The organism is Pauljensenia sp. UMB0895, assembly GCF_030218905.1.
Taxonomy (GTDB): domain Bacteria; phylum Actinomycetota; class Actinomycetes; order Actinomycetales; family Actinomycetaceae; genus Pauljensenia; species Pauljensenia turicensis_A.
In genome coordinates, this window is sequence record NZ_JASOQR010000001.1 from 233,150 (window position 1) to 254,695 (window position 21,546).

A 21,546-nucleotide genomic window follows, 5' to 3' on the forward strand; every position below is an offset into this window, starting at 1 on the left:
GCAAACACTACATCTAGTGCTTGCGCGAAACGCTCACCACTATATGTAGTTGCTCAAGTGAAATCGAGTCTCTTTGACGCAACACGCCCTAGTATCTTTCGATCATGACACACACCAACGCAAAAACGGGACCAACGTCCCGATCGTCGTTTTGAAGGCGGGCGAGTGTCGACTCTAGGCACGCGCCGGATAACAAGAATTAGCGTTCGTTCCCACTGAGTGAATCGACCTCATCAATGACCCAGCCGGAAATCACAACAACCCACAGTGTGCCCGCGATAGCCAGAATGCGCGCGCGACTGGGAGATTCTTCAAGGAACTCGGCGAAGCCGTATCCGGACGGTCCGGGGTTTGCGACCGCTGACACGTCTACGCCCGCAAGCGCCACAACTGTCAAGATCGAGGCAACGATAAAGCCAATCACCAAGGCCATTGCGACGTACGTGCGCATCCCGCCGATATGTCGTGTGCGGTGTTCAATCGGCGCCAATGCCAGCGCCCAGGCGCCACAAATCAGGAACGCGACAACGACGTCCGCGATCCGGTGCCACGCTGAGATCATCACCGATATCCCCATCAGGGCAGTCCACACCCAGCCAACCCACGCTGAAGGTGCGCGAAGCCACGGTGGCGCAACCATGACCAGAGCAAGCGCGATCGCCATGGCAACTGTTGTATGCCCAGATGGCAGGGAGTTTGCAACGTCTGTTGTCACGCCGAGGTTTGGCCGATCCAGCAGGTATTTTGCGATCTGAGTTGTTGCGTTAGCCCCGATCACGACAAACATTGCTCGACCCGCCAATGTTGGGCGACGACGGATCACTGCCACAACAAACACGATTGCGCCGACGATGATCATCACGGGAACAGATGCAATGGATGTGATCAGATGCGTCAGGTTGCCTGCGCTGTCACTCCAGCGGATCGCGGCTTCCATGAACAGGGTGTCCAGAGCCTGCCCAGCGGGCGTCGTGACGGCGACATAGCTGATAACAACTGCGCCGATCACACATGCGATCGCCGAAACGATCCTTCGACGAAGCCGACGCGCATACCAGTGGCCCGTTGACGTCCCGCGGGCAGGTGCCTGGCTAGTTGGGGACGAGGCCGCGCCTGCTTGCGTGCCTCGTGGTCGGTTGAGGCGCGATGGTTGAGGCTGGCGCGCTTGGGGAACGTTTGGGCGTTGCATACGCGTGTCACCTCTTCGTGCCTGTTGCCTTGAACTGTCCGCTTCATCTGGTGAAAGTGTCGAAGCAGGACTCTGGGACTGCCTGCACCATTTTCGTGGTCTATACAAGTAAACGGTACGCACATACCTTATCGATAACCCGCCCATATCCGCTGAACAGAGCGGGTCAGGCGTGAACAAGCGCGCTTGAACGCGCCGGCGTACGCATACTTCGATAGAGTAAACCAACTCTTTCGAACGTCGTTCGCCGAATCACGATCCGTGGTGGTGGACGGCCTCGTTCCTTCATCTTCAGGAGAATCTGGATGTCCACGACGACGCCCGTCAGCACCGAGCGGATTCGGCAGTTGCTTTCCGATCGCGATGTTTCGTTCGGAGAATACGGCGAGGCCGAACTCGCGATCCCGACGCGCAACGCCGTTTTCTTCTGGAATATGTCGAACCCGCAGGTATTACAGTTGCGTGCTCAGTGGCGAGGAATTGCCACCGACGACGCTCAGTTCACCGCACTGGTCAACGAGGTTTCGGCGTGCAACTCGTCGCGCATCCTGCCCAAGGCGTACCTTGCTCCGCTCGAAGACGCCGGGAAGTTCGGCCTGATTGCCGAGTGCAATGTGGTCGCGTCGCAGGGGTTCACGAAGGCTCAGCTGGATGCGTTCTGGGAGTCGTCGATGTCGATGATCCTGACGTTTATTACCGACTTGGAAGCAGCACTTCCAGAATTCGTCACGTGGTCTGACGAGCTTGATATTCAGGAGGACAACTGATGAGTGCTCCCTTTGCCGTCCCGAACGATGATCAGACTCCCTACCCGATTACTTTCGACCGTCTGCTCAAGGCGTTCTCGGATAAGAACTTCCAGGTGGAGCAGGTCAGCGAAGGCCGTGTTGCCGGCGCCATGTTCGATACGACGCCATTCCTCATCATGCTGGATACGTCGAACCGTTTCATCACGATCCGCGCGATGTGGGCAGCCGACATTCCGCTTGCGTCGTCAACCCAGCAAGTTTTTGCCGCCGCAGATTCGTGGAACCGCGAAATGTACTTCCCGACCGTCTACTCAATGCCGGACGAAGATGGAAACCTGCAGGTGTGCGCTGATTTCAGCATCGACGCGATCGCCGGGATCTCGAACGACCAGCTGTCCGAAAACATTGACGCAGGCATTTCGACGGGTCTGAAGGCGATCGAATACATGAAGCAGGCAGCCGAGCAGACTCTCGGTTGGACTGACCCGCGCAAGTGAACGAGGTTCCCGCGTCGGGTATAGCCGGTCAATCCGACGGTGAAACACCTGCGCGCGCCGACGCCTCCTTCGCCCCAATTCCGTCCCCGAATGCCGGCGATCTTGCGCGTCTGCTGATGGATATCGGTGCGGGCGATGATCGTCTGATCGATATGCACGTCATCGAAGGACGGGCCGAGCGCACCGCTGAGTGGCCCACCTGGGTTGCACTCGACGTTGTAGAAGCATGGAAAGCACGAGGTGCTCTTCGCCCGTGGTCTCATCAGGTTGAGGCGCTGGATGCCATTGCATCGGGCAATGATGTTGTCCTCGCGACGGGCACGGGGTCTGGTAAGTCTGCGCCAGCATGGACCCCGATCCTCTCTGACCTGGTGAACGCCGAAGACTCCGGGCGTATTTCGCAGATTCGTCGTCGCCCGACCTGCCTGTATATTTCGCCGACGAAGGCGCTGGCCGCCGACCAGATGGCACACCTGTGTGCGTTACTGTCAGCTGCACCCTCTGATTCTGCTCTGCGTCAGGTTCACGCGGTGACCGCAGACGGTGATACTCCGAGGGAAACAAAGGATTGGGCGCGAGCCAACGCCGACATTATTGCGACGAACCCGGACTATCTGCACTACGTGATGCTCCCCGGCCACGAACGCTGGACGCGATTCCTGGCTTCCTTGAAGTACATCGTCATTGACGAACTCCACCATTGGCGTGGCGTCGTCGGCGCTCACATTTCGCTGGTCATCCGCCGTCTGCTGCGCATCGCGCACCGTCTGGGTGCTGATCCGATCATGATCATGCTGTCGGCGACAATCCGCGATCCCGAGGCCGTCGGCGAGGCTATGACCTCCCGCCCGTGCATCGGCGTGACCAACGACGGTTCGCCCGCTTCAGACCACCAGTTGTTCCTCTGGCAGGGGCGCCTCGTCCCCGATGAGGCCGAAATGGATATGAGCGCATTCTTGAAAGCGGTCGCAGGGGAAGAGACCGTTGTGGAAGCGCCGATGCGTCGCGTTTCTGCACAGACCGAGGCCGCGTCCCTGACTGCCGCAATGATCGAAAAAGGCGCGAATCTTCTGACATTTGTTCGTTCACGTGCGGGTGCTGAGTCGGTTGCGGCGCAGGTTCGCGATCAACTCTCATCCCGTGGTTCGCCTCTGGCCGGGCGTGTTGCCGCGTACCGCGGTGGCTTCTTACCCGAGGAACGTCGCGCCTTGGAATCAGCGTTGCGAAGCGGGCGATTGCGTGCGGTTGCCACAACATCTGCTCTGGAGCTGGGGCTCGATATCTCCGGTTTGAACGCGACGGTGACTGCAGGCTGGCCGGGGACTCGCGCGTCGCTCTGGCAGCAGATTGGTCGCGCCGGACGCGCAGGGGCAGGGGGCGTTTCTGTTCTGGTTGCGTCCGATAACCCGATGGATGAATACCTTGTTCACCACCCGGATCAGATTTTTGCCCCCGTAGAAGCAAACGTCATTGATGCCACCAACCCGTGGGTGTTGGCGCCTCATTTGTGTGCGGCGGCCTCGGAAATCCCACTGTCGCTTGAGCGCACTGATGGTGAAGATCTGGCGCTGTTTGGGGCCTCGTTCCCACGTCTTGCACGCCAGCTTGCCGACGAGGGCTACCTTCGCGAGCGACCAGCCGGCTGGTACTGGGACGCCACCCGTCAAGAGAGGGCCGCCGACCTGACTGACCTGCGAGGCGGGTCGGGAGACGTGCAAATTGTCGACGCACGCACGGGCGCGGTGATCGGCACGATGGACGCTGGATCCGCGGATGCACACCTTTTTGCCGACGCGATTTACGTGCATCAGGGGCGGACGTACCACATCGTGGAGTATTCACCGATGATGAGCGCCGCGCCTGCTAAGGAAGCGCGAAGTGGCGGGGGCGTGCCACGGGAGCGGAGTGCGGGCACGCTCGCACAGCCGGCCAGCGATTCTTTTGGGGGCCAACCCGACGCCGGCACCTCGTCCGCTCGGCCTCGACCTATCTCTTACATCGCGCCACCGACCCCTGAGGAGAAGCAACGGATTGCGCTCGTCGAAGAGGTCCGCACTCCCCTGCGTACGCGCGCCAAGCAACATGTGTCCGTGTCGATCACGTCGATTGACGACACGTGGACATCCGACGATGGGCTTGTGACCTGGTCGTTTGGCAGTGTGGATGTGTCGACGCGCGTGACCGACTACGACCTGTTGCGCCTGCCGAGGCTTGAGTTCATTCGCAACATCGAGCTCCACCTGCCAACGCATACTCTGCCAACGAAGGCGGTCTGGTACGAATTGTCGCCGGCCGCTCAGGTGCAGTTGCGCGGATTAGGAATCGGGAACGAGGATCTGCCTGGGACGTTGCACGCGGCCGAACATACGTCGATTGGGCTCCTGCCCCTTTTGGCTACGTGTGATCGCTGGGATTTGGGTGGCCTGTCAACCGCGGAACATGATGACACGGGTCTGCCGACTGTGTTTGTGCACGATGCGTTCCGTGGTGGAGCTGGATATGCTTCCGCTGGATTTGAGAACGCAGGTGAGTGGATGCGGATGGTGCTTTTAACCCTGGAATCCTGCGACTGCGAGGACGGGTGCCCGAGGTGCGTTCAAAGTCCGAAGTGCGGGAATGGGAATGAGCCACTATCGAAGGCTGGCGCCATTGTTCTGACGCGGTTCCTTGCCGAGCGCGCGCCGGGAGCCTGAAGCTTTTCTTTGTGCAACTGGGCTCTTCGAGAGTGTGGCCTGATCCTGGCAATACGCCACGTGATGGTGGCGTAGATGCTTCAAAGGGCCAAACCTTGCGGCTTGGCCCTTTGAAGCATCCCATCAACACAGAAAAGAGTCTCCCGATAGCGTCTCCTTAACAATTCCATCGGCGCTGACGAACCCTTGTGGTCCGTTCGCCGTATTTCTTTGTGATGACTATTAATGTAGACACCCAACCTGAGAAGACCACCGAATCTCCCTATGAAAATGCTGTGGGTTGAAGGCTATGAATTGAAGGAGCAACCAAAACCATCGGGTTATACGACAAAATGTGTGGCATTTGGGGTCCTGGTTCGTTTAGTCCCAGGGGTTGGTATATGGGCTGGTGTTGTGGTGGAGGTCTTGCCAGGTGATGGCGTCTCCCCATTGGGGCAGGCTCGTTGTTTTGATCTCTGCGGGGTGGATAGTTTGATAGGCGGCTTCAATGTCAGCATCTGTTGGCATCGTTTTGAGGATTTGAGCTGGTGGTAGTGGGTGCTCAGTGTGCATGTAGCACCACCAGAAAATTGCTTTGATCCGCCTAGTAAGGCTCAGACCACGGTGATCGGGCAGCATCTGACGAAGAGGGGCATTTGTCGCCCCCTCAATGCGGTTGGTCATTGCAGGCATGGGCCGATCCCAACTGGGGTCAAGGAAAGCAAACAAAGTGCCCGTGCTGATCAGACGGTTAAGAGTGCGACGGGCTTACCAGCCGAGCATGCGTGGGAACCCAGCCCCCATCTGGAGTGAGCGTGCGTTGGGCAAGGAAGTCCTCCCACCGTTGAGCCCACCCAATGTAGGCTGCGAGCCACTCTGAGGCCTCAGGCGCGGTTTTCGTCCGAATCAGGCTCTTACCTAGAGCGTAGAGCTCTTGACTGGCCTGTAGTCGCGGGCGAGTGGTGGTGGCACTTCGGATATTGACAAAAGCGTGGAAGGTGCACCGCTGCACCACGGTAGTAGGCCAGATGTTCTTGCGCGCCTTCTCAAACCCGCTTCCCCCATCAGTGACCACCAACAAGGGCGGGGCGATACGGCTCATTAACGCTTCCCACGCGCTTGCTTTCTCCGCTCTTGCCGCATACCAGCCCAACACATACTCATCGCTTCGGGCAATCAGAACAACAGCTTTGCGCCCTAGATGGATGCCATCAACGTAGATGACGTCATGGACCTGGTCAGTGATGGGTGGCAAGGCCCAATAGCTCCACAACGCCTGGCAACGCCTCTGGAAGGATCTGCCCTCACCGGGAAGCTCTTTGAGGGTTGTCCCTGACAACAGCCAGTTAAGGAACGCTGATAAGTCTTTAGCTCCCGAGTCGATACGTTGCACCATCGAGGAATTACACCCCCGACACCTCCACCTGACTCGTCCAGCAGACGTTCTTCCATTGCGATTCATTGACTGGGCGCACACAGGGCAAACGGGAACTCTCATATCTCCCAAGCAAACACATCAACTTAAAACCCGACTTTTCCGCACCAAAACAACGAAAAGTCACCAAAAATGCCACACATTTTGTCGTATAACCCAAACCATCAGCCTCTATCGGCAACCAGATACTCACTGGTGCAACCACACATAAACAACGTAGCTTAGATACCACGAGGGGCTAGGCCTTACGGCCTAGCCCCTCGTGGTATCCCATCAACACAGTCAAGTCTTCGAATAGCGCCCTTTCCGTCAGTTACGAAGCGTCCATTTTCTTCGCATCTGCTTTCCTCTTGATGTCTACAACAGTAACGAGCTCTCCTTGAGAAACCATTGAGTCTTCCTTAAAGTTCTCTGGGAGTTTTTGTTCCCTTCAAACATCAGTTCTCACGTTCACCTCACTCGTTCACAGGCCCACCACGCGCACGGGAACGTAGCGTCACCGGAATATTCATGACAACAACCGACTGTCTGACAACAATTCGGGTATCCGACTCGACCACTTCGCAACTCTCGAGATCCGCATCATTACGAGCCACCACGTCGCCCGCCAGCTCACACGGTCTGGACCCCACGTCTTCCCACTGCGCAGTCGCCGACGCATCCGCACCCGCGAGCGCTCCAAGGTCGGCGATCGCATTCAGACGAGCTTTCGCCGAATAGAGTGCACCGGCGAACACAATGACCAGCAGGCAGATCAACACCAGCGCACAGATAGCGGTAACGAGGATCGTGCCCGAGCCCTCTTCCTTTTCCATCGCTCGTCTACAAGGTTGCCGATCAGGCGGTGTAGTGCACGTTCTCATGGCACCAACGAGTCCTTTTTGGCTCTGATCATGCATGTGTTGTCACCAATGGTCAGTCCTGAAATCGCATGCCTTGAATACATGGCGCGAGCTTCAACCCACTCACCGTTTTCGACAACTGAAACACTTGCCCCTTTTTGGGCAAGAGAGCCCAACGCTGTAGCTCCAACTTGGGTTGGATTCGCTACTCCCATCATCGCGGCACGCGCTGCTTCACTTGCCGAATGGCACAAGCTCTGACGCGCCAACACTGTGGAGGCAACACCGAGCACCAGCGCCAGCATCAATGCGATGGCAACACAACCAATTGCCAATTCGACCGTCACTGAACCTGTTTCATCGCGACTCCGCCGCGTCTGTTTTGCCCCATCGGCTACACGAGCACGGAAGTGCCTGAAATGCGCATCTCCACGCACACACCAGGCGAATCGCACCTTTTCGAGCCCTCGTTTCCACAGGCGCTGACCCGGCCAAGGCGGTTTCCTTTCGATTCCCCGTGGGGAGGGGTATATACCCCTCCCCACTTCCACGTCAGTACTCACAATGACAGCGCCTGAGTGATGATGTTTTGAAGCAGTCCTTTCACGACTCCGGACTTCAAAACGACAATCAGGAGTCCAGCCAATCCAGCAGTGGCAACCGCACCGATTGCATACTCGACTGTCGTCGAGCCTTCTTCTAAGTCCTGGTTACCCTTCGGCATGACTTTCGTGACGAGCGCCGACGTGGCGTCATGCACCGCCAGTTGCCCCTCGATCGTCTTTGTCGTGAGCGTGTCTAACATGATGTTCTCCTTTTGTCCGATGACCCCGAGTGTTCTCCGGGAGTTCAATGGTCAAATGTCTGCTCGAACTTTGCGAACGGACGAAAGCGATTGTGTGGATAAGTTCTGGCCCAGAGATTGGCCTGTGAATAACTCAGGGTGACGGAGGCGAAAACATGCTTCTTTACCCAAGTCCGATAATCCCGTCGCCCATCAGATGAACAACGATCGGCCCTAACCCGAGCGCCAAGAAGGCTGGTAACAGCAGGGACCCAAGGGGGATAACAAGCGTCACGCCGAGCGCTTCAGCGCGAGTCCTCGCTTCTGCAAGACGACGAGCACGTATCTGGCGAGCAGTGCGAGACAGCAAGTCGTCTGGAGCGATCCCATCGACCCACGCCGAGTGAAGAGCAAGCGCAAGCTGGTCTGCGGCTCTCTCTTCCCAAGCTCGTTCCCATGACACTCCGAGCCGTAGCTCGCGCCCGATTCGGGCAAGCTGATCATCACGGGTCGCCTCACCTAACGATTCGATCACGCTGGGGATTGCTGCACCTGATTCAAGGACAGCTCGCGCAAGATCGCAGGCAAGAGCAGGATCAATTGTTTCTTCTTTACCGCGAGCCCTTCCCATCAGGTAGTGGCTCAGAAAGTAGGCGCCGACCATGCACGTGAGCCCTACAATTGCCAGAACAGTTCCGATTCCGCCCGAAACAAACTGTTTCAAGGGCTCAGCGCCCAACGCTTGCGCTGCTGTCACTCCCATAAGTGGCATTGCCAGCAGGATTCGCGTTGACATGCGGGAGCCTTCTGATGCGATCCGGCGAGCTTCTTCCACGGCCTCTGCATCTTCTAAACCATCGGCAACCGCATCGAGGATATGTGCCAGTGGAGCGCCCGTTGCTCCGCTTAAACGGCAAGCTGAATCCAGCGCCTTTGAGGCATGAATAACCCCACTACCCTGAACGGAACATATCCACCTCCCAAGACTCGCTTCCTTCAGAGAACGGGGAATACGGTGCCCGATGCTTTTCAAGCCGATGATGTCCGTCAAGACCAGAGGCGTCCCTACTTCGTCAATCCCAGCGAACACCACATCGGGAATGAACCGTTTCCACGAAGTCTCCCAAGCAACACCGGTCGGCGCACCTCCACGCAATCTGCCGGCCACATCCGCGACAAGAAGGGCAAGGCGCGCACCATCTAGCTGTGTGAGCGGCGAACGCCACGGAGTGCTTCGGTGGCGTCGAGCCAAACTACCCGGCACAGAAGAGACGCTGGAGCGTCCAGCATTGTCGCGATCGTGCGATGACTTCTTGATTCCGACTGTTTTACCCCACGCTTTCACCAGGTTCTTTTCATGTCTGACCTGCGCATACTCAAGAAGAATCCAGGTAGTGACTGCGACGCAGCAGGCAACAAGGCTGATCATGGCGCACCGCCGTCCAGCCCGCACAGGCGCTGTATGTCAGTCCAAGCGCTACCGAAATGGGCTGTCCCGTCTTGGCTCACCTCAAGCGCAAGCTCACACTCAAGCTCACCGCCCTGACGTTTCAATATGCCGATTTGCCCGACCCATCGCCCGGGTAGCTGAGCCTGTTCCGCGTAAGACGCATCAGTGTGCGGCTCTGCTTCGTCAGACGGCTGAGAAACCTGGGGTTTTATGGCACTGCGACGCATATGAATAACCGCATCAAACGCTGCGACCGATTGGTTAATGACCGCGGAATCACTGAGTCCCGCAAGGCCTCCCAGCGCATGTAATCGGGCGGGAACATCCTCGGCAGAGTTTGCGTGCAGGGTGGCCCATCCGCCGTCGTGCCCAGTGTTGAACGCGAGCATGACATCGCGAACTTCCGGACCACGACATTCACCAAGAATCAGACGGTCGGGCCTCATTCGCATGGCTGCTCGCACGAGCTCCGACAGACTGATCCCACCCTTGCCCTGCACATTCGGGTGCCGTTCGACAAGGGATACAGCGTGAGCGTGATCCGGGTGGAGTTCCGGAATTTCTTCGATACACACGATTCGCTCGTCGTTAGGGACAAGCGACAGCAGGGCTGAAAGAAGCGTCGTTTTTCCGCTGCCGGTTGCCCCGGAAATCAGAACGTTGGCACGACAAGCACACAATGCGCGAAGCACCTGAGCCACAACGGGAGCAACCGACCCGCACTCCTCCATTTCACTCAGTCCCATCCCGCGAGCGCGCGGGGTTCTCAGCGAGATGAGTGTCCCGGATGCGCTGGGGGCGGGAAGGACAGCGTGGAGTCGGATTCCTCCTTCGAGTGTTCCGTCAACGATGGGACTGGCATCGTCAAGGCGTTTCCCGCAGGCGGCCGCCATGTGTACAGCGAGGGCGCGCGTTTGGGCGTCCGTTGAATGTGAAAACTCGCGTTCTTCCAACCCAAAACCGCGGTCGATCCACGCGTGAGTGGAGTTAATGAGCACGTCGGTGACTCCGTTGATTGCCAGTAGGCGGGCGACTTCCGGCCCGGTTCCCTGCGCGAGAGTTCGGATTCTTTCTTGAAGGTGTCGCATTTCGTCGACGCCCGCGCCGGGGCGAGCGCTTTCTGCGACGGCTTTTTCGAGGTCACCGTGTGTTGCCAGGTGCCGCAGTGTTCGCTCTTCAATTTCTTGACGGCTCAGTCGCCATCCGTCTTCGGGCGGATTCTGAGCTTTCTGACGAGGCATGCTTTTGGGTGCGTGGGGCGTGAAGAACATCAGAGCGCACCCTCACCGATTCCAAGCTCGCAGAACAGGCGACGACAGTGCGCCTGTAGTGCTCGCTTGAGCGTCAAGACCGGGGCGTTAGTCAGCGCGCGGATATTCCCACTATTCCCCGTCGTAGTCAGCAATACGCAGGGCAGGCAAGACTGAAGTGGCCACAACGTCAACGAGCACGCGCACTGGGTGGCGCCCTGGCGGTCTGCTCGTCCGATCAATACGAGTGCGCTCGCATGTGCACCCACGCAGGCGGCCGACCTCTCGTCCCACCGTCCACAGTCAACTACGCACCCGTGTCCGGCTTCGTTCAGACTTGAAATGACCGCGCCTAAGCGAGAGTCCAGTGGCGTAGCGACCCCAAGCCCATCCCCCGTTAACACGCTGACGCGTTGAACGATGGGCAGGGTGCGCGCAAGTTCGGGTGAATACGCTACTTCCCCGTACGCCAGATCCGCCCATCGCACGCCACGGCTCTCCGGTAGGTCTGCGCACGATGGGGCTGGTGCGTGTCCGCTTGCGTCAATGAGTACGAGGCCGCGCTCATGCGCGAGTTGGTGCGCAATCGAGCTGGTCCCGACTCCTCCGTTCCACCCAGCAACGCAGATACATGGGCGGGATGGATGCGTTGAAGACAATGCTGTAGCTTCCGTTTCTTCGCGCGGTTGTCCAGCGTGTTCACGAAGGATGGCGCGAAGAAGGTCCTCGTCTTCAGGAAGGCGGAATTGGCCGTGAGCTCCTACTTCGATGCGGGTGCTTCCCAGTCTGCCAATCGCGTACGGTCCGGCAATAACAAGAAGAGGCGAAGAGTAAGGTGTCCGGCCTCGTTCGTCTGCGTCCTCGAGCCACGAGTGCGCATCACCCACCTGGATGTCCACGTGCTCGCGCGCAATCATGCGACGCACGAAGCGCTCATCGTTGCGGGTAAGACCGTCGAGAATCAGACGCGCAGTGCAGGGCGCATACTCTGGCTTCACCGTCCCGAATCTGCCCAGCCCACGCCGAGCACCCCGGATGAAAGTATTGCGTTTACCCATCGAGTTTCCTCCAACACACCCGCCGAGCCCCACTGAAAAGACCCGACTCGTTGGACGCACTCTTGCACTGCGAACAGGCAGATTCCACGTGAGCGTAGTGAAATTGTGGAAGACTAATCTGATACCAATCGACCTGTGGATAAGCGGGGTCACAAGCCCCGCAATTTCACCAAATACGTCAGTGCCGACTCTAATCCGTCCCGCTGACCCTCGAATGGCAAGGAGCATGTGATGATTCAACCCCCGCTTCAGCGAAATTCAGCTGCCTTCTTTGATCTTGATAAGACGATCCTTGCCACGTCGTCCTCGATTGCTCTTCAGAGCTCCTTCGTTGACGCCGGCCTCCTGTCGCGCCGAGCTGCCGCCATGTCCGTCCTCGTCCAGCTTCCCTACCTGCTCAAAGGCGCAGATGAAAAGCGGATGGACAAGATGGCTGAAGCGATCGGTGACCTGGCCAAAGGCATGAATGCTTCCCTCCTTGAAGCGACCGTTGAATCCTCCATCAGCCACGCGATTGACCCGGTGTGTTTCACGCAGGCACTCGAAGAAATCCAGTTCCATCATGACCAGATGCGACCCGTTGTTGTTGCGTCCGCATCTGTCATTGAAATCGTTCGCCCGATTGGCAAGATGCTGGGTGCTGATGCCTGTCTCGGCTCGATCGCTGAAGTGAATGACGACGGTGAGTACACGGGCACCGTGCTCCACTACAACCAGGCGGCGAACAAGGCGGCGGCCTGCAAAGAGCTTGCCGCCAAACGCGGGTGGAATATGGATGAATGCTGGGCGTACTCCGATTCTGTTTCCGATATTCCTCTACTGTCTGCCGTCGGCCACCCGATCGCCGTCAACCCCGACAAGGGCTTGCGTGAGGCAGCCGTGAAGAACGGGTGGGAGATCATGCGTTTCACTTCGACCGCAGCTGTGCACCGAACGATTCCCACGCCGTCGCGTCGCACGCTTGCCATGATCGGCGCGGGTGTGGCGATTGGCGCGGCAGCCGTAGGGTATGTGACAGCAAAGCGCGCCTAACTACTAGGGCAACGTGTCACCTGCGGGTTTCTGGGCTAAGTCGCCTTTTGAATCGCCTACTGTCGGACCTGCTTGTACTTGACGAGCCTTGCGATCTAGCTGAGCCTGCCAGCTTGGACGTGGAAAGCAATGTCAGCGCCGATCTTCGCGCCGTATTCGAATGCGCGTATCGAATGAACAAGCCACCTGGCAACGCTTTCCTCGCTGGCAGCCACCCAACCGCCGAGCGCGCGCGAGGCTTCCGCTTGGTTCTCAGCATCGAAGGCTGAAATCACTGCGACACCCGTGGGTTCAACTCCTTGGGTGACCAGAAGCCATCGCGCAAGCCCATACCCGACCGCGCCAGATGCTGGATCAAAGACGGTGCGAAACCGGAAGTGCGCAACCAGGCAGGCTGCTTTCACAAGCGCCGGTAATTGCCCGTTGATCAGCGTCATCGCATATGCGAGCGCACCGCCGTCGTGCGGAATTGCTACGTGTCCAACATCGAGTCTTCCCGATTCGACGAGGCCGGAACAGGCATCTCGGTGGAGTCCCGCGATCAGGGCCGGAAGTGGCCGAGGGGTTTTTCGGGTGGGAACTCGAGCGTTTAAAGGATCAAAACCTGCCCTGAGGTTCGCTTGGGACCTCCAAATCCCCAGTGCCAGGTCCATCGCTGGATCGCGGGTGGCACCCGATCCGGTGCGTTCATCGGTGACAGCAGACCAAGGCGCGTCATTCATTGAGGCGATACGCATGTCGTCAACATGTGTTCTGGCGCCACACAGGATCGCAATCGCTGCTGCCTCACGGACTGACGCCTCGGCGCGAGCTTCTTCCCAACCGCGACGCAATCCCTCGTGAAAGCGCAACGTGGTAAACGCCTTCAAGGCGTCCTCGCAAGCCAAACGTACTTCTTCGCGGGCACTCGCACCGGCGATGACGGCAAGCGTGGGGTCAACAAGGGAATCGATAGTCACTTCTTCAGACTACTAACCGGTGGCCACTGGGCGGGCATATGCCCGGATGTGCGACATACTTGAGGCATGAATCTTCGCCCGATCCCCCGTTCTGAGCACGTGCGCAGTGGCGTATACGCCCTTGTTTTTGCGCCCGTCGCCCTGATCTTCATGGGGTCGTCGATGGCTGATTTACAGGCGCAAGCCGCCGTTGGTCTGCCACTGGCTTCGGTCGAAGGTTTGATCGGTGTCGCGTTGGCGACGATTATCTTGGCATTGGTATCACTGAACTGCGAGGAGTCTCCCGCCGGAATGTACGTGACGTCCGCGCTTTCAATTCCGATTGGGCTGAGCCAAGCAGCCGGTTACCTGCGCGTTCCACTCTTGCAGTCGATGATTTTGGATCTGCCAGATATGCGTTCGTCGGTCCTGTGGAGCCTCTACCCACTGTCGGTCACTCTGATCACCGGATGTGCCGCGGTTGCGCTGACGTATGCGCGCTACCCGGCAGTCAAAATCGATTCTCTGGTTCCCTATCCTGCGATTACAGGGCACCGGCACACGTGGGTGGCCTCGTTGTCGATTCCCGCAACGCTGATTGCGTCGATACTCTTTGTCTTAGCGGCACCGAATGACACCAGCGCGGTGAGCGCGAACGGACTGTCCGCACTGGAGCCGACGGCGGGAACGCACGCTCTCGAAACAATCATCGCCGCGATTCTCTTGGGTTTAACTGCTCTGGTCGCACGTTTTTCGTTGACCGGCCCGCAGGCTGGCGCGTGGCTGATCATGGCGATTCCCACGTACATGCTGGTTCCGCTCTGGTCATCAATCACGGGTTCCGTGGTCACTCCGGGGCCCTCGGTGACGACTCAGTTGGCGCTTGCGTCTCCCGTCATTGCGTCCCTGGGATGTCTGTTGGGCGCCTCCACAATGGGTATCTACGTGGCACGACAGCGGGTCAGCGTAGGGGACGAGGCCACCCAGCTTGATACACAGCGTGACCAAAACAATGGTGACGAAACGCGCCTAGCGGATAAATAAGCCGAAAGTCCGGCATTTTTCTCGATAGTGTGTACCCACAAGCAGGAGGAGCACCATGTCTGATCAGGATTTCACAACACCCAAGGACGATGACTTCGTCGCACCCGAAACATCCGAATACTTCAGCGATGAACCGATGATGGCCGAAGGTGAAGCTGCCGATAGCCCAGCACTTCCGCTGACCGGCGAAGAGGTTGACCTTCCAGGTGAAATCTCAAGCGCGGACGACATTATCGGCGAATCGTCTCTTGTTCAGACCGGCCAGATTGAGCCCGTGATTCTGACCCCGCACACGACCACCATCCCCGTGATGACGGACGGTATTCCTGCGATCGTCATCGACCCGGTTTCGGATCCGACTCCGACTCCGCGTGACGTGATGGCGAATCGTGTTGACACTCCCGCTACCGACGAAGCTCCCGCAACTCCCGCTTCGGTTGAAGCATCGACCGTTCAGCGTCGTTCCTTTATGACGGCCGCTCCGGTTGAAGAGGTCGAGGAAGAAACTGAAACCACGTGGAAGCCCCGCGAAGAGGCTGTTGAAACGACCGAACCGGAGCAGCCTTTCGTTGCGACGACTCCAACTTCGCTTGATGATTCGATCTTTGAAGGCGCAACCCTCACAGCAGAAATGCCGTCGCGCGCCGGAGCCCACTGGGGTTCCCTGCTCTCGTTCTTCATCCTGGCACCGATCGCCTGGTATCTGGCCGCGGATGCTAGCTCGCGCATGACGAATGCGATGACGGGCGCTCCGATAACCGACACTCCTCTTGTGTCGACGCTGGCACTGGGTGAGCTTCTGGTTGCAATTGTGATCGGCATTGCTCTGCTGATCGCCGCGTGCAAGTCCTCACTTGGCCCCTGCTTCTCCGGTGTGATCACCACGATCATTGGTCTGCCGTGGCTGGTTGTTCCGGCCATGACCGCCGAATACACCAAGCCGGTTTTGACATGGCTGTACAACTGGAACACGGTGGGCGCGAACTTCACGCACCACGTCCAGCTTGCCGGTTATTCCGGTCGATTCCTTCTGATGGGTATTGCCATGATCTTCATTGGCATCCTGTCCCACCGAGTCCGTCGCACCGGTCGCGCCGAAGAGGTCCTGCGTTCCGAGGTCGAAAAGGTGAACCCGACCAGCGCTCACTACACTGCGCGCGCACGTCGCAAGGCAGAAAAGGCCGCTGGCCTGCGCTGAAGATCCTGATCAGGCTCTCCCCGGTGGGTGCAAGCAAAAGCTTGCACCCACCGGCGTTTTTATGCCCAGACCATGCGCAATAAGCCGGATGAACAGTGATTAAACAAAGACGACAGAGGAATAAAACAGGTCGCCTGCTCGTTGTGATCAACGCACAAACGCTCGCAGATTCGGCGGTTATATGCGCGTTTTCGGCGTGTCCACACGGTTTCTTCACCTAGTAGCGGTCAACAGGGCATACTGTGTGGTGTATCAGTCTCGTATGTCCTATGGCACACGAGTGCTCAATAATGGTTTCGACCTCGTTACCCACGAGGCCACGAGCAGAAAGGAGCCCCGCCACATGATTGGTGACGGTAACTTCATCAGCCAAGTCCCGCTGTTCGGCGGCCTCGATGATTCCCAGCAGATTTCCCTGCAACAGAAGATGGGCCACACGACCCTGCGTCGCGGCGAGACTCTCTTTGACGAGGGCGACCTTGGCGATCGCCTCTACATCATCACCGAAGGCAAGGTGAAGCTCGGTCACACGTCAAACGATGGTCGTGAGTCCCTGCTTGCAGTCCTCGGCCCCGGTGAAATCATTGGTGAACTGACCCTGTTCGATCCGGGTCCGCGTTCCACCACCGCAACTGCCGTTTCCCCGGTTTCGCTGCTCCACCTGGACCACGAAGACCTCATGGAAATCCTCGACACGAACCCGACCCTGGCAAAGCACATGCTGAAGGCACTCGCCCAGCGTCTGCGTCGCACCAACGAGTCTCTGTCCGACCTCGTCTTCTCCGACGTCCCCGGTCGCGTGGCAAAGGCTCTGCTGGATCTGGCAGATCGCTTCGGCACTGCATCCGACAAGGGCGTTCACGTTCCTCACGACCTGACCCAGGAAGAGCTTGCTCAGCTGGTTGGCGCTTCGCGCGAAACCGTGAACAAGTCGCTCGCCGACTTCGTCTCCCGTGGCTGGATCCGCCTGGAAGGTCGCGCAGTGACCCTGCTCGACGTTGACCGCCTGGCACGTCGCGCACGCTGATCTCACAAGGTAACCCTCGGGGTTTATCCTTCATTAGACGCAACTGGGGGGCTCGGAACTTTTAGTTCCGAGCCCCCCAGTCGTATTCAGTCTGTTAAATCCGTCAGCGAAGCGCCAACCGATCAGGCCATCACAGCTCAGTCTTCGATCGGTCGCTTCAAGTAGGCAACCAGATTCTCTGAACCAGTCGGACCGGGGATCACCTGAACGAGCTCCCACCCGTCAGAACCCCACTGGTCAAGAATTGCTTTCGTGGCATGCGTAAGCAACGGAATCGTTGCATATTCCCATTTAGTCATGGCTCAATCCTACGTTCTTCACTGCCACTCGTTCCACGACGGCCACGCCGTCGCGGCCTCGTCAATCAGTGGCATCAAACGAAACTGATGTTCACCCGCGAACGTGCGCAAGCACCCGCGGAACCTTCGCCGCACGAATCTCAGCAGCCAGCGGATCCGGGGAGGACTCCAGCCAGGCCCGCCAATTTTCAACGGTCGTGTAGTGGCGAAGCATTGCGCGTCGCTCACGCTCTGTCAACCCACCCCACACGCCAAAATTGGCTTCGGACTGCAGGGCGTCAGCAAGACATTCCAAACGGACCTCGCACTGCAAACAACGCAGGCGTACCTGGCGCTGCGCAGCCCCTTGAACAAATGAAGCATCAGGTTCAGAGTTTGCACACAGCGCCTTTGCTACCCAACTCTGATCCTGGTCAATGGTGGTCATGAATATGCACTTCCAAATCGCTCGCCTATGAGCTTCCACCTGTGACGATACACACATCCACAGTAATTAACAAACCGAAGATGTCTCGCCCTGGCAGAGAGTCACACAAAAAAGAAGCGTCTGCTCACTGCGGAGCGCTCACCAACACGTATTCTTAACCTATGTCGCACAATCACTCGCGCCTTATCCGGCCCGCACAGCTCGTCGCGCTCCTCGTGGCATTCGTGTCCACGTCAGCACTCATCGGCGTGCTCGGGGCAGGCATGTTCGTCCCGCTCACCGGATCTCTCGCGCTCGCCGCCAAGTCGATGCCGGAAGTTTTCAACGACCTCCCCAGCGAAATTGAAGTCGTCGAGCCCGCAGAAGAATCGCAAATGCTCGATTCAACAGGCGCAGTGATTGCACGCTTCTACGACAAACAGCGCATCGTCGTCCCCTCGGCAAACATCGCCGACATCATGAAGCAAGCCATCGTCACAGTCGAAGACAAGCGCTTCTACGAACACGACGGCGTTGACGCAACCGGCATCGCCCGCGCATTCGTCAACAACTTGGCCGAAACCGGCACCCAGGGCGCATCCACCATTACGCAGCAGTACGTTCGAAACGCCCTCCTTGAAAAGGGCTACTTGGAAGGCGACGCTGAACAGGTCAACGCGGCAACCGAACAGACCGCAGCCCGCAAGCTCCGCGAGATCAAATACGCTCTCGCCCTTGAACGGAAGCTGGACAAAGATCAGGTTCTCACCGGTTACCTAAATATCGCGCCCTTCGGCCCCATCACCTACGGTGTCGAAGCCGCATCGCAGCGCTACTTCTCCAAGAGCGCCTCTGAAATCAACTACCTCGAAGCAGCAATGCTCGCAGGCTTGGTCCAGTCCCCCGTTGAATACAATCCTCTGTCATACCCTGAAGCAGCAAAAGAACGTCGCGACCTTGTTCTTGGCTTGATGCTTGAACAGGAAATCATCACGCAAGAGGAATACGACGCGGGCCTCGCCACCACCATTGAAGACATGTTGAACCCGAACGTCTCCGCCGAAGGATGCTCCGGCGCATCGGGCTCCTCCGCATACTTCTGCGACTACGTCCTGTCACAATTCCTTGCCGATGACACCTACGGCGATACGTCCGCGAAACGCGAACACATGCTGAAGACCGCGGGCATCACGATCCGCACCACCCTTGATCCGACGAAGCAAGCGGCCGCTTGGAACTCACTGACCAGCGCGATCCCCGTCGACGACGCCTCCGACGTTGATACCGCACTGGTGTCCGTTGAGCCCAGCACCGGACACATCCTAGTGATGAGCCAGAACACCAACTACGGTGTTGAAGCCGGCCAGACCATGGCAAACTACGCCGCCGATGGTCAGTTCCAGGTCGGTTCAACCTACAAGGTCTTCACCCTGTTGCAATGGTTCAAGGAAGGCCACAGCGCCTACGAAGCCGTTGGTTCAGCAAACCGCTACTACGGTTCGAACGCCTTCCACTGTGGCGATCAAACGATCAACACCGGCGCCTACAACGTCGTCGACCTTCCCGGCAAGGACGGCGCAATGAACGTCATTCGCGCAACCGGCCTGTCGGTTAACCAAGCGTTCGTGAACATGGCATCGCGCGTTGACTTCTGTCAGATCTTCCAGACCGCCTACGACCTTGGCGTAACCCAAAACGGCGAGGTCGCCGACCTCTTCCCGGCAAACGTCTTGGGCACCTCGTCAACAAACCCGCTTGAAGTTGCCGGTGCTTTCGCTGCGATCGCGAACAACGGTAACTACTGCAAGCCGAACGCGCTCCTGTCGGTCACAGACCGCGACGAGAACACGCTGAAGGAATACGCGCCCGAATGTAGCCAGGTCATCCCCGAAACCGCCGCCCAGCAGACGGCAACGACGCTGACACAGGCCGTGAGCCAGTACTACACGTCCACACACATCGCTGACGGCCGCCAGTTCGCCGGTAAGTCGGGTACAACGGATAACAACTCGAACACATGGATGAGCGGTTTCACCCCCTCTCTGGCCACCTCGGCATGGGTTGGCCACGCGAACGCTTCAACCCAGCCCGTTCAAGACGTGACCATCAACGGCGTCTACTACTCCCAGCTTTACGGTGAGACCTTCGTTGGTCGCACCATCTGGGCACCCTACATGTCAGCCGTTATGGCGGGCACTCCGATCGAGCCCATGCCGATGGTCAGCATCGGTTCCCCCGCCCCGCAGCCTCATACTCAGCAGCCCGAAGCTCAGACAACCGAGTAGTACGAAGAGGAAGACTCCGAATAAGGCAGACCCATGACGTACGACGTGCACACAAGCTCCCTCAACATCGCTGGGCGCGCGTTTAAAGGCGTCGCCTACACGACCCTTGGCATGGGGTTGGCGGGGGCGTCAGCACTCGCCTGGGGCTCGTTTGAACGACGCTGGCCAACATTGCGACACGTCCACGTCACCTTGGATCCATCGCGCAATATCCAGCCACTGACAATCCTTCACGTCTCTGACCTGCACATGTTTCCCGGCCAAGACTTCATCGAAGATTTCCTCAGGAAAGTTACGGCCACAAACCACATTGATTTCGTCGTTTCTACCGGCGATAACTTCTCCAGTGTGGACGGCCTCGTCCCCCTGATGCGCGCCTACAAACCACTGCTGGACTACCCCGGTGCCTACGTGCTCGGCTCGAATGACTACTATTCGCAGATGCCGAAGAGCTGGGCACGCTACCTTGTCGGCGGACACCCTCAAAAGGCGCGCACAACGCCGGACCTGCCGTGGACTGAACTGACTTCCGCATTCCACGAAGCCGGCTGGACGAACCTGACTAACCGCGCAGATACGCTTTCGATTCCCGTTGTCTTAGCACCGGTTGCGCGCGTCTCGTCTTCGTCGACCATCGCACCTGGCGCTTCTTCGCCTTCTATTCACGAGGCCGCGCACACGTCCCAAACACTCAGCTTTATCGGGACCGACGACGCGCACCTCAACCGCGATCGACTTCCCATCCCGTTGGATTCGTGGGCGAACCAGCAGAACCTGCGTATCGGACTCACGCACGCTCCATATACGCGCGTTTTGAACGCCATGACGGACGCTGGAGCCGACCTTATCTTCGCTGGTCACACGCACGGCGGTCAGATTGGACTTCCCGGCTTTGGAGCGATCGTGACGAACTGCGACGTCCCACGGAAATACGCAAAAGGGCTGCACTCGTGGCGATATGGCACGCACCAGTCCTTCGTCAATGTCAGTGCCGGACTGGGGACATCGCGCTACGCGCAGGTTCGTATCGCAACACGCCCCGAGGCCACTCTTCTTTCAATCGCATAGCGTTCACGCAGCCCGTTTGGATAGCGCTACCGGCGAATGACTGCCACGCATTTAGGCTGAGTGCTCGGATCGGGCACTGTGACTTATTCGGCAGATTCTAGAGGCTTTCCGTTTTGTCATCTGGGACTTTGACTCGCTATACTCGAACAGTCGCACGGGGTGTGGCGCAGTTTGGTAGCGCGCTTCGTTCGGGACGAAGAGGTCGTGGGTTCAAATCCCGCCACCCCGACTCGTGTGAGATCCTCCGGCACTGCAGGTGTCGGAGGCTTTTTCATTTTTTGGCGACGGAGAGCTTAAACGACAAATGTTATATATCAATCGTT

Annotated in this window: 19 protein-coding genes, 1 tRNA gene and 1 pseudogene; 10 read left to right on the forward strand and 11 right to left on the reverse strand. The window is 58.3% G+C overall.

The genetic code is table 11. The features are described from left to right. Positions 1–199: 199 nt before the first annotated feature. Entirely contained in the window at positions 200–1,189 is a 990-nt protein-coding gene (locus tag QP503_RS01075) for a phosphatase PAP2 family protein (RefSeq protein WP_101628725.1), read from the reverse strand. A gap of 305 nt (positions 1,190–1,494) precedes the next feature. Between QP503_RS01075 and QP503_RS01080 the strand changes: the two genes are divergently transcribed. Genes QP503_RS01080 through QP503_RS01090 form a run of 3 tightly spaced genes read left to right on the forward strand, consistent with a single transcriptional unit; the run spans position 1,495 to position 5,128 of the window. Further along, a complete protein-coding gene (locus tag QP503_RS01080; protein WP_179370019.1) occupies positions 1,495–1,956 on the forward strand; it encodes a YbjN domain-containing protein in 462 nt (153 codons plus the stop codon). Then, positions 1,956–2,435 (forward strand): YbjN domain-containing protein, encoded by a 480-nt coding sequence (locus tag QP503_RS01085; protein ID WP_006680427.1) that lies wholly within the window; start codon positions 1,956–1,958, stop codon positions 2,433–2,435. Before QP503_RS01080 ends, QP503_RS01085 begins: the two co-directional genes overlap by 1 nt. After that, a complete protein-coding gene (locus QP503_RS01090; RefSeq protein ID WP_285084294.1) occupies positions 2,432–5,128 on the forward strand; it encodes a DEAD/DEAH box helicase in 2,697 nt (898 codons plus the stop codon). Before QP503_RS01085 ends, QP503_RS01090 begins: the two co-directional genes overlap by 4 nt. A 360-nt stretch (positions 5,129–5,488) precedes the next feature. Here the strand turns inward: QP503_RS01090 and QP503_RS01095 are convergent. From QP503_RS01095 to QP503_RS01125, 7 genes and pseudogenes are all read right to left on the reverse strand, one after another. Further along, positions 5,489–6,605 (reverse strand): annotated as a pseudogene (locus tag QP503_RS01095) (IS1249 family transposase). Between the two features lie 392 nt (positions 6,606–6,997). Further along, positions 6,998–7,357 (reverse strand): Rv3654c family TadE-like protein, encoded by a 360-nt coding sequence (locus QP503_RS01100; protein ID WP_006680440.1) that lies wholly within the window; start codon positions 7,355–7,357, stop codon positions 6,998–7,000. Positions 7,358–7,401: 44 nt separating this feature from the next. Continuing rightward, positions 7,402–7,731, reverse strand: a complete 330-nt coding sequence (locus QP503_RS01105; RefSeq protein WP_285101003.1) for a hypothetical protein — start codon at positions 7,729–7,731, stop codon at positions 7,402–7,404. Between the two features lie 212 nt (positions 7,732–7,943). Beyond that, entirely contained in the window at positions 7,944–8,189 is a 246-nt protein-coding gene (locus tag QP503_RS01110; RefSeq protein ID WP_103632943.1) for a DUF4244 domain-containing protein, read from the reverse strand. Between the two features lie 163 nt (positions 8,190–8,352). Further along, a complete protein-coding gene (locus tag QP503_RS01115; protein WP_285101006.1) occupies positions 8,353–9,597 on the reverse strand; it encodes a type II secretion system F family protein in 1,245 nt (414 codons plus the stop codon). Beyond that, positions 9,594–10,859, reverse strand: a complete 1,266-nt coding sequence (locus tag QP503_RS01120; protein WP_285068405.1) for a TadA family conjugal transfer-associated ATPase — start codon at positions 10,857–10,859, stop codon at positions 9,594–9,596. Before QP503_RS01120 ends, QP503_RS01115 begins: the two co-directional genes overlap by 4 nt. A gap of 29 nt (positions 10,860–10,888) precedes the next feature. Continuing rightward, the gene (locus QP503_RS01125; protein ID WP_006680445.1) at positions 10,889–11,926 is read right to left on the reverse strand and encodes a CpaE-like family protein; all 1,038 of its coding nucleotides are present in this window, start codon (positions 11,924–11,926) and stop codon (positions 10,889–10,891) included. 231 nt (positions 11,927–12,157) lie between these two features. On the opposite strand from QP503_RS01125, the gene QP503_RS01130 reads away from it, so the two are divergent. Beyond that, positions 12,158–12,958 carry an HAD family hydrolase gene (locus QP503_RS01130; protein WP_006680446.1) on the forward strand — a complete coding sequence of 267 codons (801 nt, stop codon included), beginning with the start codon at positions 12,158–12,160 and terminating at the stop codon, positions 12,956–12,958. Positions 12,959–13,053: 95 nt separating this feature from the next. Here the strand turns inward: QP503_RS01130 and QP503_RS01135 are convergent, their stop codons facing one another. Further along, a complete protein-coding gene (locus QP503_RS01135; RefSeq protein WP_006680447.1) occupies positions 13,054–13,917 on the reverse strand; it encodes a hypothetical protein in 864 nt (287 codons plus the stop codon). A gap of 66 nt (positions 13,918–13,983) precedes the next feature. Between QP503_RS01135 and QP503_RS01140 the strand changes: the two genes are divergently transcribed. The 3 genes from QP503_RS01140 (at position 13,984) to QP503_RS01150 (ending at position 17,165) form a co-directional block, all read left to right on the forward strand. Then, positions 13,984–14,940, forward strand: coding sequence for a hypothetical protein (locus QP503_RS01140; protein WP_285101008.1), 957 nt, complete (start codon positions 13,984–13,986; stop codon positions 14,938–14,940). Between the two features lie 55 nt (positions 14,941–14,995). After that, entirely contained in the window at positions 14,996–16,138 is a 1,143-nt protein-coding gene (locus QP503_RS01145; RefSeq protein ID WP_285101010.1) for a hypothetical protein, read from the forward strand. A gap of 343 nt (positions 16,139–16,481) precedes the next feature. After that, positions 16,482–17,165 carry a Crp/Fnr family transcriptional regulator gene (locus tag QP503_RS01150; RefSeq protein WP_040318335.1) on the forward strand — a complete coding sequence of 228 codons (684 nt, stop codon included), beginning with the start codon at positions 16,482–16,484 and terminating at the stop codon, positions 17,163–17,165. A gap of 137 nt (positions 17,166–17,302) precedes the next feature. Here QP503_RS01150 and sp36 read toward each other — a convergent pair whose 3' ends face one another. Beyond that, positions 17,303–17,464, reverse strand: a complete 162-nt coding sequence (sp36, locus tag QP503_RS01155) for a Sp36 family protein (RefSeq protein ID WP_006680451.1) — start codon at positions 17,462–17,464, stop codon at positions 17,303–17,305. Positions 17,465–17,555: 91 nt separating this feature from the next. After that, the gene (locus QP503_RS01160) at positions 17,556–17,891 is read right to left on the reverse strand and encodes a WhiB family transcriptional regulator (protein ID WP_006680452.1); all 336 of its coding nucleotides are present in this window, start codon (positions 17,889–17,891) and stop codon (positions 17,556–17,558) included. Positions 17,892–18,052: 161 nt separating this feature from the next. On the opposite strand from QP503_RS01160, the gene QP503_RS01165 reads away from it, so the two are divergent. The 3 genes from QP503_RS01165 (at position 18,053) to QP503_RS01175 (ending at position 21,452) form a co-directional block, all read left to right on the forward strand. After that, positions 18,053–20,155 (forward strand): transglycosylase domain-containing protein, encoded by a 2,103-nt coding sequence (locus tag QP503_RS01165; RefSeq protein WP_006680453.1) that lies wholly within the window; start codon positions 18,053–18,055, stop codon positions 20,153–20,155. Between the two features lie 33 nt (positions 20,156–20,188). Further along, positions 20,189–21,223, forward strand: coding sequence for a metallophosphoesterase (locus tag QP503_RS01170; RefSeq protein ID WP_285101012.1), 1,035 nt, complete (start codon positions 20,189–20,191; stop codon positions 21,221–21,223). A gap of 155 nt (positions 21,224–21,378) precedes the next feature. Further along, positions 21,379–21,452: transfer RNA gene (locus QP503_RS01175), tRNA-Pro, on the forward strand. The last annotated feature ends 94 nt before the right edge of the window (positions 21,453–21,546 follow it).